Origin of the sequence: Pseudonocardia sp. DSM 110487 (assembly GCF_019468565.1) — a bacterium.
GTDB lineage: Bacteria > Actinomycetota > Actinomycetes > Mycobacteriales > Pseudonocardiaceae > Pseudonocardia.
This window is the reverse complement of sequence record NZ_CP080521.1, coordinates 6,395,054-6,410,687: the sequence shown is the minus strand read 5'-3', so window position 1 is coordinate 6,410,687 and position 15,634 is coordinate 6,395,054. Positions and strand designations below refer to the sequence as shown.

Below are 15,634 nucleotides of genomic sequence, written 5' to 3'. Positions count from 1 at the left end.
CATGATTCGCGCCCGGCCCTATCCGGAGAGGGGGACAGCTGCCATGACGAACGGCGGAGCGAGTGTCCTCGATTCCATCGTTGACGGTGTCAGGGCCGATCTCGCGGCGCGTGAGGCCGAGGTCGACTTCGCGGAGATCAAGCGGCGGGCGGCCGCGGCCCCGCCCCCGCGGGATGTGATGGCCGCGCTGCGTGCCCCTGGTATCGGGGTGATCGCTGAGGTGAAGCGGCGGAGCCCGTCGAAGGGTGATCTGGCGGAGATCGCCGACCCGTCCCAGCTGGCCGCCTCGTACGCCGAGAACGGCGCGCGGGTGATCAGCGTGCTCACCGAGGGGCGCCGTTTCGGCGGGTCCCTCGCCGACCTCGCGGCGGTGCGCGCGGTGGTCGACGTGCCGGTGCTGCGCAAGGACTTCGTGGTGAGCCCCTACCAGGTGCACGAGGCGAGGGCGTACGGCGCCGACCTGGTGCTGCTGATCGTCGCCGCGCTGGAGCAGAACGCGCTCGACGCCCTGCTCGACCGGGTCGAGTCGCTCGGGATGACCGCGCTCGTCGAGGTGCACACCGAGGAGGAGGCCGACCGCGCCCTCGAGGCGGGCGCGAAGGTCATGGGGGTGAACGCGCGCAACCTGCACACGCTCGAGGTCGACCGGACGATCTTCGGACGGATCGCCCCCGGCCTGCCCACCGACGTGATGCGGGTGGCGGAGTCGGGCGTGCGCGGGCCGGGTGACCTGCTCACATACGCCGGGTGGGGTGCCGACGCCGTGCTCGTGGGCGAGGGCCTCGTCACCAGCGGCGACCCGGGCGGGGCGGTGCGCGGCCTGGTGGCTGCCGGCTTCCACCCGTCGTGTTCGAGAATGGTGCGGTGAGTACGCACAGCAAGGCGAGCGACGGGGTGGCGCACCCGTCGGAGCACGAGCCGGACGAGCGGGGCCACTTCGGTCGCTACGGCGGCCGGTTCGTGCCGGAGGCGCTGATCGCGGCCCTTGACGAGCTCACAACCGTGTACGAGAAGGCCCGCGGTGACCGGGATTTCCTCGACGAGCTCGACCGCCTGCACCGCGACTACACCGGTCGCCCGTCACCCCTGACCGACGCGCCCAAGCTGGGCGAGCACGCAGGCGGCGCGCGGATCCTGCTCAAGCGCGAGGACCTCAACCACACCGGCTCGCACAAGATCAACAATGTGCTCGGGCAGGCGCTGCTCACCAAGCGGATGGGCAAGAAGCGCGTGATCGCCGAGACCGGCGCGGGCCAGCACGGCGTCGCGACCGCCACGGCCTGCGCGCTGCTCGGCCTGGAGTGCGTCGTGTACATGGGCGAGGTCGACACCGAGCGGCAGGCCCTCAACGTCGCGCGGATGCGGCTGCTCGGCGCGAAGGTGGTGCCGGTGAAGACCGGTTCCCGCACGCTGAAGGACGCGATCAACGAGGCGCTGCGCGACTGGGTCACCAACGTCGAGGACACCCACTACCTGCTCGGTACGGCCGCGGGCCCGCACCCGTTCCCGACGATGGTGCGCGACCTGCACCGGATCATCGGCCTGGAGGCGCGCGAGCAGGTCCTCGAACGCGTCGGGCGGCTGCCGGACGTCGTGGCCGCGTGCGTGGGCGGCGGTTCCAACGCGATCGGGATCTTCCACGCGTTCCTCGACGATCCCGGCGTGCGGCTGGTGGGCCTCGAGCCGGGCGGTGACGGCGTGGAGACCGGGCGGCACGGCGCCACCCTGACCGCGGGCTCCCCGGGCGCGCTGCACGGCGCGCTGTCCTACCTGCTGCAGGACGAGGACGGGCAGACCGCCGAGTCGCACTCGATCTCCGCGGGGCTCGACTACCCCGGTGTCGGGCCGGAGCACGCGCTGCTCAAGGACATCGGCCGGGCCGAGTACCGCCCGATCACCGACGCCGAGGCGATGGACGCGTTCGCGCTCCTCTCGCGCACGGAGGGGATCATCCCGGCCATCGAGTCGGCCCACGCCGTGGCCGGCGCGCTGAAGCTCGGCCAGGAGCTCGGGCCCGAGGCGGTGATCCTCGTGAACCTGTCGGGGCGCGGGGACAAGGACGTCGATACGGCGGCCAAGTGGTTCGGCATGATCTCCGACGAGGAGAGCGCCGAGGACGCGAGTGGCACCGCGATCGCGGAGGCCAGCCTGACGGAGGGGCCGCCGCGATGAGTGCCGTCCAGAAGATCTTCGAGGCCGCGCGGGCGGAGGGCCGGGGTGCCCTCGTCGGGTACCTGCCGGCCGGTTACCCCACCGTCGACCGATCCGTCGAACTGCTCACCGCGATGGCCGAGGGCGGCTGTGACCTGCTCGAGGTCGGCATCCCGTACTCGGACCCGGTGATGGACGGCCCCACGGTCCAGGCGGCCGCCGACACCGCCCTGCGGGCCGGCTTCCGGCTGCGCGACGTGTTCTCGGTCGTCGAACGGATCAGCGCCGCGGGCGGCAGGGCGGTCGTGATGACCTACTACAACCCGGTGCTGCGCTACGGCGTCGACGCGTTCGCCCGTGACCTCGCCGCTGCCGGCGGGCTCGGCCTGATCACGCCCGACCTGATCCCCGACGAGGCCGAGGAGTGGCTCGCCGCCTCCGAGGCGCACGGCCTGGACCGGACCTTCCTGGTCTCGCCCTCGTCCACGGAGGAGCGGATCGCGTCCACCGCGGCCGCGACCCGCGGTTTCCTCTACGCCACCTCCACGATGGGCGTCACCGGTGCTCGCGACGCCGTCGCGAGCAGCGCCCCCACGCTCGTGGCCCGGTGCCGCGCGCACACGTCGCTCCCGATCGCGGTCGGGCTCGGTGTCCGGTCGGCCGACCAGGCCGCGGAGGTCGCGGGATTCGCCGACGGCGTCATCGTCGGCTCCGCGTTCGTCACGGCGGCGGAGAACGGCGGTGCCGGCGGCGTGCGCGCGCTGGCGCAGGAGCTGGCGGGCGGCGTGCGCCGCGCCCCGCAGCCGGCCTGAGCGAGGTTCATCCGCCAGGGGCGGTGAGGGCCCTCAGCTCGTCGAACGACTCGCGCATGACCGTCGCCAGACCCCGGTCCTCCGGCTCGCCGAGCCAGCGCTCGAACGTCACGCGGAACACCGCGATCCCGGCCTCGGCCGCCAGCCGTGCTGTCGGGTCGGGGACGCCGCGTCGGCGCAGCCCATCGGCCAGCGCCGCGGAGAGCGTCGCCAGCTTGATCAGCTCACGCTCCTGCAGCTCCGCGTTGGCGTTGATGACGAGCTGGCGCCGCTGGGAGAACTCGCGGTCGGTGAGCACCTCGGAGGCGGCGTCGAGGGCCGCCGCGACGGCCTCCATCGGCGACGCGGAGCCTGGGGCGTCGTCGAGGGCGCTCACGAGCGTGTCCTGCAGCGGCGAGCCGGCGAAGAGCACCTCGCGCTTGTCGGCGAAGTGCCGGAAGAACGTCCTTGCGGTGAGCCCGGCACGCGCGGCGATCTCGGCCACGGTGGTCTGCTCGTAGCCGCGCTCGACGTAGAGCTCCAGCGCGGCCGCGCGAAGCCGCCCGCTCGCGTTCGGCTCCCAGCGACCCATGACACGATCCTAGTGATGGCACCTGATGACATCACGGAGTAGCGTGATGTCATCAAGTGTCATCACTAGGAGGGTCACATGCGCGTCTTCGTTACCGGGGCATCCGGCTGGATCGGCTCGGCCGTCGTGCCCGAGCTGCTCGCTGCCGGACACCAGGTCCTCGGTCTTGCTCGTTCGGACACCGCGGCGGCGTCGGTCGCCGCGCTCGGGGCAGCGGTGCTTCGCGGCGGTCTCGACGATCTCGACAGCCTCCGCGCGGGTGCGGAGGCGTCGGACGGGATCGTCCACCTCGCCTACCATCACGACTTCTCGCAGATGGAGCGGGCTGCCCAGCTGGACCTGCACGCGATCGATGCGATGGGGGCGGTCCTCCAGGGCACGGACCGGCCGCTCCTGATCGCCTCCGGGTTCGCCGGGTTCCCCGCCGGACGCGTCGCCACCGAGCGCGACCTGCCGGACCCGAGCGGCTACGCGCGGATCGCGAGCGCGCAGGCGGTGCTCGCGCTGGCCGACCGGGGCGTGCGCTCGTCGGTCGTGCGGTTCGCGCCGACGGTCCACGGCGCGGGTGATCACGGCTTCGTCGCAACCCTCGTCGGCATCGCCCGGGACAAGGGCGTCTCCGCCTACATCGGGGACGGCGCGAACCGCTGGCCCGCGGTGCACCAGCTCGACGCCGCGGCGCTCGTCCGCCTCGCGGTCGACCGCGCTCCCGCCGGCTCGGTCCTGCACGCCGTCGCCGAGCAGGGCGTGCCCACCCGGGATATCGCCGAGGCGATCGGGCAGGGCCTCGACATACCGGTGGTGTCCGTCCCCGCCGACCGGGCGAGCGACCATTTCGGCTGGATCGGCCGGTTCTTCGGCGCCGACTTCCCCGCCTCGAACGACCTGACGCGCGCGCTGCTGGGATGGGAGCCCACGCGGCACGGTCTCCTCACGGACCTGAAGCAGGGTCACTACTTCGCAGCCGGCTGAGGGCCGCGCCGACCGGTGCTGGGGTGTGGGGGATACCGTGTCGCCGTGAGTTCTGCCGTCGTCACCGTGCTGGCGAACATCCCGAGTCCGGACCGCGGTGTCTGGATGCTCGGCCCGATCCCGATCCGCGCCTACGCGCTCTGCATCATCGCCGGCATCGTCGTCGCGGTGCTGTGGGGTGAGCGGCGCTTCGTGGCGCGCGGCGGGCAGCAGGGCACCGTCACGGACGTCGCCGTGTTCGCGGTCCCGTTCGGGCTGGTCGGTGGCCGCGTCTACCACGTGATGACCGACTGGCAGACCTACTTCGGCCCGGGCGGTGACCCCTTGGGCGCTCTCCGGATCTGGGAGGGTGGCCTCGGGATCTGGGGTGCGGTCGCCCTGGGCGCCGTCGGGGCCTGGATCGGGTGCAGGCGCCACGGCGTGCCGCTCGGGTTCTTCGCCGACGCGGTGGCGCCGGGCATCGTCGCGGCCCAGGCGATCGGCCGGCTCGGCAACTGGTTCAACCAGGAGCTCTACGGCGCGCCCACCACGCTGCCGTGGGGGCTGGAGATCTACGACCGGGTCGACCCCGCCACCGGGCTCCCCGACGCCCTCGGCGGCGTCGCGCTGAACCACACGCCCGTCCAGGTGGTGCACCCGACCTTCCTGTACGAGCTGCTGTGGAACCTCGCCGTCGCCGGGCTCGTGGTGTGGGCCGACCGCCGGTTCCGGCTCGGCCACGGCCGCGCGTTCGCGCTGTACGTCGCGGGCTACACCGCGGGCCGGTTCTGGATCGAGCAGATGCGCACCGACCACGCCACCCGCGTGTTCGGCGACATCCGGATCAACGTCGTCGTCTCCGTGCTGGTGTTCGCGGCGGCGGTGCTCTACATCGCGCTCGTCCGCAAGCCCCGTGAGGTGCTCGACGGCGCGGCGACGCCCGCCGAGCCCGCGCCGGACGCCGACTCCGACTCGCCTGCCCAGGAGACGAAGGCGGAGGGTACGGAGGACGCGAAGGACGAGGACGCGAAGGACCAGGACGCGAAGGACCAGGACGCCCTGGAAGAGGACGCCACGGACAAGGACGCGGGGGACAGGCACACAGCCGAGGTGGGGGACCGCACACCATGAGCTTCACGGGTTTCGGTGAGGCCGTCGTCGAGTTCTACGACGGGCTGATCGCCGACAACTCGAAGGTCTACTGGACCGACAAGCGCGCCGTGTACGAGGCGGACGTCCGTGAGCCGATGCAGGCGCTGCTCGCCGCGCTGGAGCCCGAGTTCGGCGCCGGCAAGATCTTCCGGCCGTACCGCGACGTCCGGTTCTCGAACGACAAGACCCCGTACAAGACGCACTGCGGCGCCACGGTCGGGCCGTTCTACGTGCAGGTCGGCTCAGACGGCCTGATGGTCGCCGGCGGCTACTACCGGATGGCGCCCGACCAGCTCGCCCGCTACCGCACGGCCGTGGCCGACGACCGCCGCGGCGGCGACCTCGAGAAGAGGATCGCCACGATGCAGGGGCTGACCCTCGCGGGGGAGACCCTCAAGACCCGCCCCAAGGGCTTCGACGCGGATCACCCGCGCATCGACCTGCTGCGGCACAAGGGCCTCTACGCGTGGCGCGCCTGGGAGCCCGACGACGTGCTGCACGAGCCGGGCACCCTCGACCGGGTGGCGAGCACGTGGCGGGAGCTGCGGCCCCTCACGGAGTGGCTCGCCGATCACGTGGGGCCGAGCGAGCAGCCGCGGCGCTAGTGTCCCGAACCGGAAGTCCGGTGCATAAATCGGCGGATCCAGGTTTCCGCTGGGTGCGCCGGCGAGCCGGCCTCGTACCGGGCGTACTCGGCCGGATCGCCGGTGTGGCCAGCGGGAAGCTGGGCCGTCGAGTTATGTGGTGGACTTCCGGTTCGGGACGCTAGTGTCCTGAGTCATTAATTCGTAATATAATTTCTGGTAGTCTTCGTCGATGGCGAGGACGGGGCGACCGACCGCGAAGCTGGAGCTGTCCGACGACGAACGCGAGACGCTGCAGCGGTGGGCGCGCCGTCCGAAGAGTGCGCAGGCGCTCGCGCTTCGGGCCAAGATCGTGTTGGCGTGCGCTGAGGGCGCGACGAACAAGGCGGTGGCCACCGAGTTTTCGGTGACCCCACAGATGGTGGGCAAGTGGCGGGCCCGGTTCGTGGCCGACCGGCTGGCCGGGCTGTCCGATGAGGATCGGCCGGGCCGGCCGCGCACGATCACCGACGCCCACGTCGAGCAGGTCGTGATCGCCACTCTGGAACAGGCCCCGCCGGACGAGGGCACGCACTGGTCGACCCGGATGATGGCGGCCCGCACCGGGCTGACCCAGACCGCGGTGTCACGCATCTGGCGGGCGTTCGAGCTCAAACCGCACAAGGTCGACTACTGGAAGCTGTCCACCGACCCGCACTTCGTGGACAAGCTCTACGACGTCGTCGGCCTGTACCTCGATCCGCCCGAGCGCGCTGTGGTGCTGTGCGTGGACGAGAAGAGCCAGGTCCAGGCCCTGGACCGGTCCGCGCCGGTGCTACCGATGATGCCCGCCAACCCGCAGCGCCAGACCCACACCTACATCCGCCCTGTAGATCAGCGCGGCACCACCAGCCTGTTCGCCGCACTCGACGTGGCCAACGGCCATGTCCACGCCAGCCTGCAGCGGCGTCACCGCGCCACCGAGTTCCGCGAGTTCCTCGCCCAGCTCGACCGCGACGTCCCCGCAGAGCACGACGTGCACCTCATCCTGGACAACTACGCCACCCACAAGACCCCCGAGATCCGCCGCTGGCTGGCCCGCCACCCCCGCTTCCACCTGCACTTCACCCCGACCAGCAGCTCCTGGCTCAACCTCGTCGAACGCCTCTTCGCCGAACTCACCACCCGAATGCTGCGACGCGGCGTCCACCGCAACGTCGCCGAACTCGAAGCCGACATCCGCACCTGGATCAAGCACTGGAACGACGACCCCAAGCCCTACGTCTGGACCAAGACCGCCGAACAGATCCTCGACTCGATCGGCGCCTACTGCCAACGACTTCTTAAGCTAACTAACGACTCAGGAAACTAGGAGCGCCCTGAACAACTCAGGCCTACTGCGCGGCGCCCAGGCGGCGCCCTCGCCGCGTTGGACGATCGCGCCGATACAACAGCGGTATAGGCGCGATCGTCCGCCTTGCGAGGACACCACCTGGACGTCGCTCGCTACGGCCTGAGCTGTTCAGGACCCTCCTAGGCGCCGTCCACCTCAGGCGATGGCCGCGATCGCGCCCGAGGTGGCGTCGAATCGCTCGGAGCCGAGCACGACCGTGTCGCCGACGAGCGCGATGGAGGCGGTGTAGCCCGTGTCGAGGGCGAGGTCGACGGACCAGCGCTCTTCGCCGGTGGCGGTGTCGTGGGCGAACAGCGTGAACGCGGGGTCGGCGTCGAGTCCGCCGATGCGGATGCCGCCGATGTAGCAGGTGTCGCCCGCGACGACGGGAGCCGTGCCGTACATCGCGCGGGTGAAAGGCGTGCCCCTCCCGAGCTCCCATCGGGGCTCGCCGGTCTCCGCGTCCAGCGCCGACAGGCCGACGCCGTGGCCTCCGTCGACGTACACCGTTCCGTCGTGGACCGCGATCTCGCCGTACCGGTCCTCGACGGCCCGGCGCCAGCGTTCGCGACCGGTGGCGGCGTCGAACGCCACGAGGACGGAGTCCGCGGTCGCCGCGCCGCCCGTTCCGTAGACGGTCGAACTGCCTGCCGTGACGGTCGCCAGGTCGGGAAGCGGCTGCTCCCAGAGCGTCTTGCCGGTGGCGGCATCGAGCGTGCGCAGCGCGTTCTCCAGCCCGACGTGCACGCGACCGTCCGAGGTGGCCCCGGGATTGTCGAGGGCGAAGGCCATGCCGAGGGCGTCCTCGACCGGTGAGTTCCACCGCACCCCACCGGTGGCCGCGTCGTAGCCCGTGACCTGATCACGGGAGGTGCCGTCGGTGGTGCTGGCGAACACGATCCCGGCACTCGCCGCGATCAGCCGCCCGTCGGCCTCCCAGCGCAACGCACCCGTGGCGTCGAGCGCGTACACGGTCAGCCGGTCGTCGTCGATGTAGACGGTGCCGTCGACGACCGCGGGGACGTGGCGGCTGCCCCCTCCGCGCAGCGAGTACGTCCACCGGGCGTGGCCGGTGCGGACGTCGACCGTGTGCGCCACGGCGTCCGCCCCCGCCGCGTAGACGACACCGTCTCCCGCGGCCATGCAACTCACCGGTCCGCCGGTGGGGTAGGTCCACCGCGGAGCGAGCGGCCTGGCCGGGCCGCCGGTGACCGGGTCGGAGCCGCCGCGGAACAGCCCGGCGGCCGCGGCCCCGGCGCCGCCGACCGCCGCCGTCGCCAGTACGGCGCCCAACCCGACCAGCAGGCCGCGTCGCGTCACCCGGCGAGCGGGCAGCGGCGGGGGCGCAGGCGGCCCCGCGAACCGGGTGGGGTCCGGAACGAGCGCGGCGACGGCGGGCGGGAGCCACCCACCTCCGACCGGCGCGGGCGGCAGGCGGGCGGCCAGTTCGGCAGCGGCCGGCCGGTCCGCCGGGTCCCGCCGCAGGCACTCGGCCACCAGCTCGCGGACCGATCCGGTCAGCGCACCAAGACCCGGTTCCGCGGTGAGGATCCGACGCAGGAGCGTGACCGGGTTGCCCTCGCCGAAGGGCCCTGTTCCGGTCGCGGCCCACACGAGCACCGACCCGAGCGAGAACAGGTCCGATGCAGTGGTGAGCTCGCTGCCGTCGGCCTGCTCGGGGGACATGAACGCCGGAGTGCCCACCGCCATGCCGGTGCTCGTCATGCGCGTGCCGTCGAGTGCTCTGGAGATGCCGAAGTCGATCATCCTGGGCCGATCGGCGGTGAGCAGGACGTTCCCGGGCTTGACATCGCGGTGCACGAGATCGGCCTCGTGGATCGCGGTCAGTGCGCGGGCCAGGTGCGCCGCGAGCGCGGCGACGGCCGGTGGCGGGAGCGGGCCCGTCGTGACGATCGCACGGCTCAGCGGCACGCCCGGGACGTACTCGGTGGCCAGCCACGGCGTGCTCGCGTCCGGGTCGGCGTCCACGACGGCCGCTGTCCACGGGCCGCGTACCAGGCGACTGGCCTCGACCTCCCGCGCGAAGCGCGTCCGGAACCGCGGGTCGGCGGCGAGCCCGGGATGCACCACCTTCAGCGCGACGGGTCCCGATGGCCCGGCCGCGAGGTAGACCTGGCCCATGCCGCCGACGCCGAGCACGCCGAGCACCTGGTACGGGCCGATGGAGCGCGGGTCGGTGGGGTGTGGCGCATGCGTGATCGTCATCGTGGGTCCCTCATTCCGGCCGGATGGCCGAGATCCGGCCGTCGAAGCCCGCGACGAAGGCGACGCGGTCGGCGGCGGTGATCACCTGTACGGGGTTGAAACCGGCGGCGGGGGCGTACGCCCACTGCCGCGTGCCGGACGCGACCGCGAACGCGTAGATCCGGCCCCGGTCGTCGCCGGTGTAGACGAGGCCACCGGTCGAGTCGCGGAACGCGAACGGCGCGACCTTGGCGGTGCCGCCGCCGTTCGTCCGGTCCGGCAGCGACCAGCGGGGCGTGCCGTCGCTGATCTCGAACGCGTGCAGCTGTTCGTCGCGTCCGCGCACGATCACGGCGTCGTCGACGACCACCGGCCGGTCCGCCTCGGCGCCTGCGAGGTCGCCGCTTCCGACGGGTGCCTGCCAGCGCACGGCCCCGGTCGGTGTGTCGAGCGCGACCACGCCCCCGACGTTGACGGTGAGGAACGCGATCCCGTGGGCCACGCCCAGCTCGGTGGCGTTGCCGCCGTCGGGCTGGCGGCGCCACACCAGCTCACCGGTGGCGGCCAGTAGCGCGTCGACGCCGTTGCCGTTGCTGATCAGCACGTGGTCGCCGTCGATCTCGGGCGAGGCGGCGAAGTTGCCGTCGACGACGTGGGTCCAGCGCGTGTCGCCGGTGGCGGGGTCCATCGAGAAGAGGGTCGGGCCGTGGGCGAAGTAGGCGACGCCCGGGCCTGCCATCACGTCGATCCCGGCGAGTGACCGGTAGCCCTCGGTCAGGTCCGACACGAGCCGCCAGCGCTCCCGGCCGGTTGCCGCGTCGAGCGCGATCGCGGCGCCGTTGGTGGCGAGGTAGACCGTGCCGTCGGCGATCGCGAACCGGACCTGGGACGGGTCGAACCCGACCCCGCCGGGCGGTGCCGTGTACTCCCAGCGCTTCCGCCCCGTGGTCGCGTCCAGCGCGACGACGGTGCCCTTGCCGCCCGCGTACACCGTGTGGCCGTCGGTGCGGAGCGCGCTGGTCGTGGGCGGACCCTCCGCGGTCCAGGATGCGGCCGCCGATGCGGGGGCGGGGGACGTCGGCGTCGGGGCGACGGGCAGGCTCCGCACGTCCGGAACGGCCGGCGGGCGTGGCGGGGGGAGCACGGTCCGGGCGAGGGCGACGGTGCCGCCCAGCGCGGCCAGCCCCAGCACGCCGGCGCCGCCGACCAGGAGCGCACGCCGGCCGACCGCGCGGCGTGCGGGGACCGGCGGCTGCCGGGCGTGGCTCGCCGCGACGAGGGCCGGGACGTCCGGTGGCGGCGGGAACAGCGCGGCCACGGACGCCGGCAGCCACGACCAGGGCGGCGTCGGGACCGGGCCGAGGAGCGCGGTGAGCTCGGCCGCGGTCGGGCGGTCGGCCGGCCGCTTGGCGAGGCACGCCTCGACGGGGCCGCGCAGCGGGCCGGCCAGCCCGTGCAGGTCGGCCGGGTCGTCGACGATGCGCCGCAGCATGACGAGTGGGTTCGCGTCGCCGAAGGGGCCGCGTCCGAGCGCCGCGTAGGCCAGCACCGCCCCGAGGGAGAACACGTCCGAGGCAGGGCCGGTCTCCAGGCCCTCGGCCTGTTCCGGCGACATGAACGCGGGCGTGCCGACGACGGCACCGGTCGCGCTGAGCTGCGTGGCGTCCACCGCACGGGAGATGCCCATGTCGATCAGCCGCGGACCGTCGCCCGCGAGCAGCACGTTCGGCGGCTTGACGTCACGGTGCAGGAGACCGACCGCGTGGATGCCGGTGAGCGCGGCGGCCAGCCCGGCCGCGAGGACGTGCAGCGTCCGCTGCGGCAGCGGGCCCGTCTCGCGCACGGCCCGGTCGAGGCTCGGCCCCGGCACGTACTCGGTGGCGAGCCACGGGATCGGGGCGTCGGGGTCGGCCGCGACCACCGGCGCCGTCCCGCCGCCGCGCACCCGCATGCCCGCCGTGACCTCATGGCGGAACCGGGCCCGGAAGCCCGGGTCGGACGCGAACGTGCGGTGGATCAGCTTGACCGCGACGAGCTCGCGGTGCAGGCCGACTCCGAGGAAGACCTGACCCATCCCACCGGATCCCAGCCGGCCCAGTAACCGGAACGGGCCGACCTGGTACGGATCCTCGGCTCCCAAGCGCAACACGGTCGTCCTCCTGGCGGCTCGATCTCGTCGAGCAGGAAGACCGCTTGTGCACGAATGTGGTTGGGGGCGTGACGTGCGTTACTTCCGGCGCCACCAGCGCGTGCGGGTGGGCCTACCGGTTGCCGGCGCGGGTGGCGGGGCCGAACGCTCGGCCCGCCATCCCTGCACGATCGCCTCGGGGTCGACCCGCTTCACCGGAACCGCAGGCCCCGACGGCGCGCGGACCCACTCCGCGATGCGCCGGTTCAGCTCGGAGACCACGGCACGCACGGCCTCCTCGGTGGGCAGGTCCCGCACCGTCTCCTGGAGCCGCTCGCTCTCCTTGCGCAGCTGCAGCGGGGTGGGCAGCAGGGCCTCGGACGGGACGCCCTCGCGCTGGATCCAGCCCTTGATCCACCAGTTCTCGTCGTACGGGCCGTCCATGCCGGGCAGCGGCTTGCCCTTGCCGGGCAGGTCGGCGAAGTCGCCGCGCTCCTCGGCATTGCGGATCTGTTGGTCGATCACGGACTCGTAGCGCGCCCAGTAGGCCTCGTTCCTCATCTCGTCCCTCCCCTGCGTGCGACGGTACCCGGCACGTTCACGACGACTGACGCTCGTTCCGAGGTATCGAGTGCCGCGACAGGGGTATCGGTTCTCCCCTCGACCCGGATCATGGCCGCTACGTTCGGCGCATGGGCGGGCTCACGGTCAGAGGCATCTCCTACTCCGTCGAGGGGATTCCGGCCGACGAGGTCCGGGCCGCCCTCAGGGTGATCCGCGAGGACCTGCACTGCACCGCGGTGATGCTGATCGGCACGGACCGGGGCCGGCTGGCCGACGCCTCCCGGCAGGCCCTGGAGGCCGATCTGGACGTCTACGTCCGGCCCTACCTCCCCGACGCGCGTCCGGCCCGGCTGCGGGTGCACCTCGCGGGCGTAGCGGCGGACGCCGAGCAGCTGCGGCGCCGCCACCCGGGACGCGTCACGCTGCTCGTCGGCAGCGAGTTCTCGCTCTCGTCGCGGGGGATGGTGCCCGGCCGCTGGGTCTTCCTGCGCCTGCAGGTGATCCTGCGGTGGCGGCGGCTGTTCGACCGCCGGATCACCCGAAGGCTGAACGCGCTCCTGGCCGAGCTGGTGACCGTGGCGCGCCGGGAGTTCGCCGGGCCAGTGACGTATGCCGCCGCTTTCTGGGAGGAGGTCGACTGGTCGGCCTTCGAGGTCGTCGGTGTCAACCTCTACCGGCTCGGCGACGATCCGGCCGGCTACGAGCGGCGGCTGCGCGCCCGGGCGGCCGAGGCCGGGAAGCCGATGATCGTCACCGAGTTCGGGTGCGGCGCCCACGTCGGGGCCGCCCGGCGTGGCCCTGGCTCGTTCCTCATCGTGAACTGGTTCGCGCAACCGCCGCGCGTCCGCGACGGACACGTGCGCGACGAGAGCGTGCAGGCGGCGTACCTCGCCGAGCTCATCGACCTCTACGCCGACGCGGGCGTGCACGGCTGCTTCGTGTTCACGTTCGTGATGCCCGACTTCCCGCACCACCCCGACCCCCGCCACGACCTCGACATGGCCGGGTTCGGGGTGGTGAAGGCACTGCCGGACGGACGGTGGGAACCGAAGCAGGCCTTCGCCGAGGTCGCCCGCCGGTACGCGCGAGCGAACCGCCCGCCTGGTCGCTCAGCGGGTGAGCACGTGGGCCAGCCGGCGGGCTTCGACGTGGGATTCGGCCACGGATGCCGTGTGGAGATCGATGAGCTCGGCCATCGCGGGGACCACCGGTGCGAGTGTCAGTTGCGGCTTGATCGCGTGGATCTCGAGGCCGAGGGTCTGGGGACCCATGACGGTTTCCAGGGTGGGCAGGAGATGGTCCATGCCGTGGTTGGGAACGCCCGGCTCATACGATCCGCCTCGCGCGGAGACCACGACGGCCGGGCGCCCCGCCGCGGGCGGACCGTCCGGCAAGGCGATGGTCCGACCGACGACGACGACCTGGTCGAGCCACGCCTTGAAGGTCGAGGGCATCGTGTAGTTGTACATCGGGACGGTGAACAGGTAGGCGGTCGCGCCCAGGAACTCCTCGATCAGCTCGTCCTGGATGAGCAGTGCCGCCTTCTGCTCGAGGGTGTGCCGGGACGGGTCGGTGAGCCGGGCAGAGACGCCGGCTGCGGTGATGTGCGGGACCGGGGTGGCGGCCAGGTCGCGGTACACGACGGCGCCCTGCCAGGCGTCGCGGAACGATCGCGCGACCTGGCGTGAGAAGGACTCGGCGTCGAACGCGGTCGAGTCGATGTGGAGCAGGTACGACATGTGTCTCTTTCCAACTGGTTGCGGATGGAGCGCACCGGGACGACGTCCATGCTCGCGTCCACCGTCGGGGCTCGCACCTCGCTGGTAACCGGGTTACTATTGGTTATCATGGACGCTCAGATCCGGCCGGCGCACAGCAAGCTCGAGATCACCGACGCCGACTGCGCGACGTTCCAGAACGCGGTCGAGCTGGTGGGCGCGAAGTGGAACGGCGCGATCCTGCTCGCGATCGGTCGGGGCGCGACGCGGTTCACCGAGATCCGTGCGCAGGTCGACGGAATCTCGACGCGCCTGCTCTCCGCGCGGTTGCGGTCGCTCGAGAGCCACGGGCTGGTGGTCCGGGAGGTCATCCCGTCGCATCCGGTGCAGATCAAGTACACGCTGAGCCAGAGCGGCAGCGAGGTGGTACGCGTCCTGATCCCGCTGGCTCCCTGGGGTTCGCGCTGGGGCATCACCGCTGACTGACCGGGTGAGGTGTTCGCGGGGAACACGGGCGAGGCTGCGACGCCCAGCCGCACAATCGAGCAACTCTTCACGCGCCCTCGCCGAAAGTCGGCGGATCAGCGCAAGCCCGGGGTCCGGTGCGCGATCGGTGTGTGAGTCAGCGGTCAGCGTCGACCGACGACCACCGTCGCGTCCAGCTCCGCCGCGTGCACCACGCGCGCGACGAGGCCTGCGGCCGTGATCGCCGCGGCCGTGTGCGGGGCTTGGCGCTCGCTCGTCTCGATCAGCAGATACCCATCCGGGGCGAGCCAGCGGGGAGCGGCGGCGGCCACGCGGCGCTGGACGTCGAGCCCGTCGGCGCCGCCGTCGAGGGCGACGCGCGACTCGTGCAGCCGGGCCTCGGGCGGCATGAGGCCGACGGCGTCGGTGGGGACGTAGGGGGCGTTGGCGACCAGCACGTCCACCCGGCCGGCCAGGGTCGCGGGCAGGGGAGCGTCGAGGTCGCCCTCGTACACGTGCCCGCCAACGCCGGTGACGTTGCGGCGGGCGCAGCGCACCGCCGCCGGGTCGACGTCGGCGGCGTGCAGTTCGATGCCGGGCACGGCCGCGGCCACCGCGACGCCGACGGCGCCGGAGCCGCAGCACAAGTCGACGACGACCGCCCCTGGCCCGGCCAGCGCCGCGGCCTCACTGGCGAGGAGCTCGGTGCGACGCCGGGGGACGAAGACGCCCGCGTCTACCGCAATGCGCAGCCCGGCGAACTCGGCCCAGCCCAGCACGTGCTCGAGGGGGAGGCCCGCGACGCGCCGCTCGACCATGGCGGCGAGCTCGGCGGGTGTGCCGGCGGTGCCGAGGAGCAGCCGGGCCTCGTCCTCGGCGAAGACGCAGCCGGCCGCCCTGAGCCGGGCGACGATGTCGGAGGCGGGGGTGGGAAGCGGGGTTGCGGTCACGGTCCCACCTC

Annotated in this window: 15 protein-coding genes; 8 read left to right on the top strand and 7 right to left on the bottom strand. The window is 72.7% G+C overall.

The genetic code is table 11. The features are described 5' to 3' along the window. Positions 1-43: 43 nt before the first annotated feature. The 3 genes from trpC to trpA are packed head-to-tail and all read left to right on the top strand — an operon-like array spanning position 44 to position 2,963. On the top strand, positions 44-868 hold the full coding sequence (trpC, locus tag K1T35_RS29880) for an indole-3-glycerol phosphate synthase TrpC (protein ID WP_220255132.1): 825 nt from the start codon (positions 44-46) through the stop codon (positions 866-868). Then, on the top strand, positions 865-2,172 hold the full coding sequence (gene trpB / locus K1T35_RS29875; RefSeq protein WP_255620889.1) for a tryptophan synthase subunit beta: 1,308 nt from the start codon (positions 865-867) through the stop codon (positions 2,170-2,172). Before trpC ends, trpB begins: the two co-directional genes overlap by 4 nt. Beyond that, complete coding sequence (gene trpA / locus K1T35_RS29870) at positions 2,169-2,963, top strand: tryptophan synthase subunit alpha (RefSeq protein ID WP_220255131.1); 795 nt, start codon at positions 2,169-2,171, stop codon at positions 2,961-2,963. Before trpB ends, trpA begins: the two co-directional genes overlap by 4 nt. 7 nt (positions 2,964-2,970) lie before the next feature. Here trpA and K1T35_RS29865 read toward each other — a convergent pair whose 3' ends face one another. Then, complete coding sequence (locus tag K1T35_RS29865; RefSeq protein WP_220255130.1) at positions 2,971-3,534, bottom strand: TetR/AcrR family transcriptional regulator; 564 nt, start codon at positions 3,532-3,534, stop codon at positions 2,971-2,973. Positions 3,535-3,612: 78 nt separating this feature from the next. Here K1T35_RS29865 and K1T35_RS29860 point away from each other — a divergent pair, with 78 nt between their 5' ends. The 4 genes from K1T35_RS29860 to K1T35_RS29845 all read left to right on the top strand — a co-directional run bounded on the left by K1T35_RS29860 (position 3,613) and on the right by K1T35_RS29845 (position 7,572). Then, positions 3,613-4,506 carry an SDR family oxidoreductase gene (locus K1T35_RS29860; RefSeq protein ID WP_220255129.1) on the top strand — a complete coding sequence of 298 codons (894 nt, stop codon included), beginning with the start codon at positions 3,613-3,615 and terminating at the stop codon, positions 4,504-4,506. Between the two features lie 45 nt (positions 4,507-4,551). Then, on the top strand, positions 4,552-5,616 hold the full coding sequence (lgt, locus tag K1T35_RS29855) for a prolipoprotein diacylglyceryl transferase (RefSeq protein ID WP_220255128.1): 1,065 nt from the start codon (positions 4,552-4,554) through the stop codon (positions 5,614-5,616). Continuing rightward, positions 5,613-6,242: a DUF2461 domain-containing protein gene (locus K1T35_RS29850; protein ID WP_220255127.1), complete on the top strand. Its 630-nt coding sequence runs from the start codon at positions 5,613-5,615 to the stop codon at positions 6,240-6,242. Before lgt ends, K1T35_RS29850 begins: the two co-directional genes overlap by 4 nt. Positions 6,243-6,453: 211 nt before the next feature. Further along, on the top strand, positions 6,454-7,572 hold the full coding sequence (locus tag K1T35_RS29845; RefSeq protein ID WP_220255126.1) for an IS630 family transposase: 1,119 nt from the start codon (positions 6,454-6,456) through the stop codon (positions 7,570-7,572). A gap of 177 nt (positions 7,573-7,749) precedes the next feature. On the opposite strand, the gene K1T35_RS29840 is transcribed toward K1T35_RS29845, so the two are convergent. From K1T35_RS29840 to K1T35_RS29820, 5 genes are all read right to left on the bottom strand, one after another. After that, the gene (locus tag K1T35_RS29840; protein ID WP_220255125.1) at positions 7,750-9,819 is read right to left on the bottom strand and encodes a PQQ-binding-like beta-propeller repeat protein; all 2,070 of its coding nucleotides are present in this window, start codon (positions 9,817-9,819) and stop codon (positions 7,750-7,752) included. Positions 9,820-9,829: 10 nt separating this feature from the next. After that, the gene (locus K1T35_RS29835; protein ID WP_220255124.1) at positions 9,830-11,947 is read right to left on the bottom strand and encodes a serine/threonine-protein kinase; all 2,118 of its coding nucleotides are present in this window, start codon (positions 11,945-11,947) and stop codon (positions 9,830-9,832) included. Positions 11,948-12,025: 78 nt separating this feature from the next. After that, complete coding sequence (locus tag K1T35_RS29830) at positions 12,026-12,487, bottom strand: DUF1992 domain-containing protein (RefSeq protein ID WP_220255123.1); 462 nt, start codon at positions 12,485-12,487, stop codon at positions 12,026-12,028. Further along, positions 12,484-13,461 (bottom strand): hypothetical protein, encoded by a 978-nt coding sequence (locus K1T35_RS29825; RefSeq protein ID WP_220255122.1) that lies wholly within the window; start codon positions 13,459-13,461, stop codon positions 12,484-12,486. The genes K1T35_RS29830 and K1T35_RS29825 overlap by 4 nt, the downstream gene beginning before the upstream one ends. A 138-nt stretch (positions 13,462-13,599) precedes the next feature. Then, positions 13,600-14,229 (bottom strand): FMN-dependent NADH-azoreductase, encoded by a 630-nt coding sequence (locus tag K1T35_RS29820; protein WP_220255121.1) that lies wholly within the window; start codon positions 14,227-14,229, stop codon positions 13,600-13,602. 24 nt (positions 14,230-14,253) lie between these two features. Here K1T35_RS29820 and K1T35_RS29815 point away from each other — a divergent pair, with 24 nt between their 5' ends. Then, entirely contained in the window at positions 14,254-14,694 is a 441-nt protein-coding gene (locus K1T35_RS29815; protein ID WP_220255120.1) for a helix-turn-helix domain-containing protein, read from the top strand. A gap of 143 nt (positions 14,695-14,837) precedes the next feature. Here K1T35_RS29815 and K1T35_RS29810 read toward each other — a convergent pair whose 3' ends face one another. Continuing rightward, positions 14,838-15,623, bottom strand: coding sequence for a putative protein N(5)-glutamine methyltransferase (locus K1T35_RS29810; RefSeq protein WP_220255119.1), 786 nt, complete (start codon positions 15,621-15,623; stop codon positions 14,838-14,840). Between the last annotated feature and the right edge of the window lie 11 nt (positions 15,624-15,634).

Excerpts from the sequence above, each read along its gene's own strand:
- K1T35_RS29850 (WP_220255127.1), top strand. The coding sequence starts at position 5,613 with ATGAGCTTCACGGGTTTCGGTGAGGCCGTCGTCGAGTTCTACGACGGG.
- K1T35_RS29840 (WP_220255125.1), bottom strand. The coding sequence starts at position 9,819 with ATGACGATCACGCATGCGCCACACCCCACCGACCCGCGCTCCATCGGC.
- K1T35_RS29815 (WP_220255120.1), top strand. The coding sequence starts at position 14,254 with ATGGAGCGCACCGGGACGACGTCCATGCTCGCGTCCACCGTCGGGGCT.
- trpC (WP_220255132.1), top strand. The coding sequence starts at position 44 with ATGACGAACGGCGGAGCGAGTGTCCTCGATTCCATCGTTGACGGTGTC.
- K1T35_RS29860 (WP_220255129.1), top strand. The coding sequence starts at position 3,613 with ATGCGCGTCTTCGTTACCGGGGCATCCGGCTGGATCGGCTCGGCCGTC.
- K1T35_RS29830 (WP_220255123.1), bottom strand. The coding sequence starts at position 12,487 with ATGAGGAACGAGGCCTACTGGGCGCGCTACGAGTCCGTGATCGACCAA.
- trpA (WP_220255131.1), top strand. The coding sequence starts at position 2,169 with ATGAGTGCCGTCCAGAAGATCTTCGAGGCCGCGCGGGCGGAGGGCCGG.
- K1T35_RS29820 (WP_220255121.1), bottom strand. The coding sequence starts at position 14,229 with ATGTCGTACCTGCTCCACATCGACTCGACCGCGTTCGACGCCGAGTCC.
- K1T35_RS29865 (WP_220255130.1), bottom strand. The coding sequence starts at position 3,534 with ATGGGTCGCTGGGAGCCGAACGCGAGCGGGCGGCTTCGCGCGGCCGCG.
- K1T35_RS29845 (WP_220255126.1), top strand. The coding sequence starts at position 6,454 with ATGGCGAGGACGGGGCGACCGACCGCGAAGCTGGAGCTGTCCGACGAC.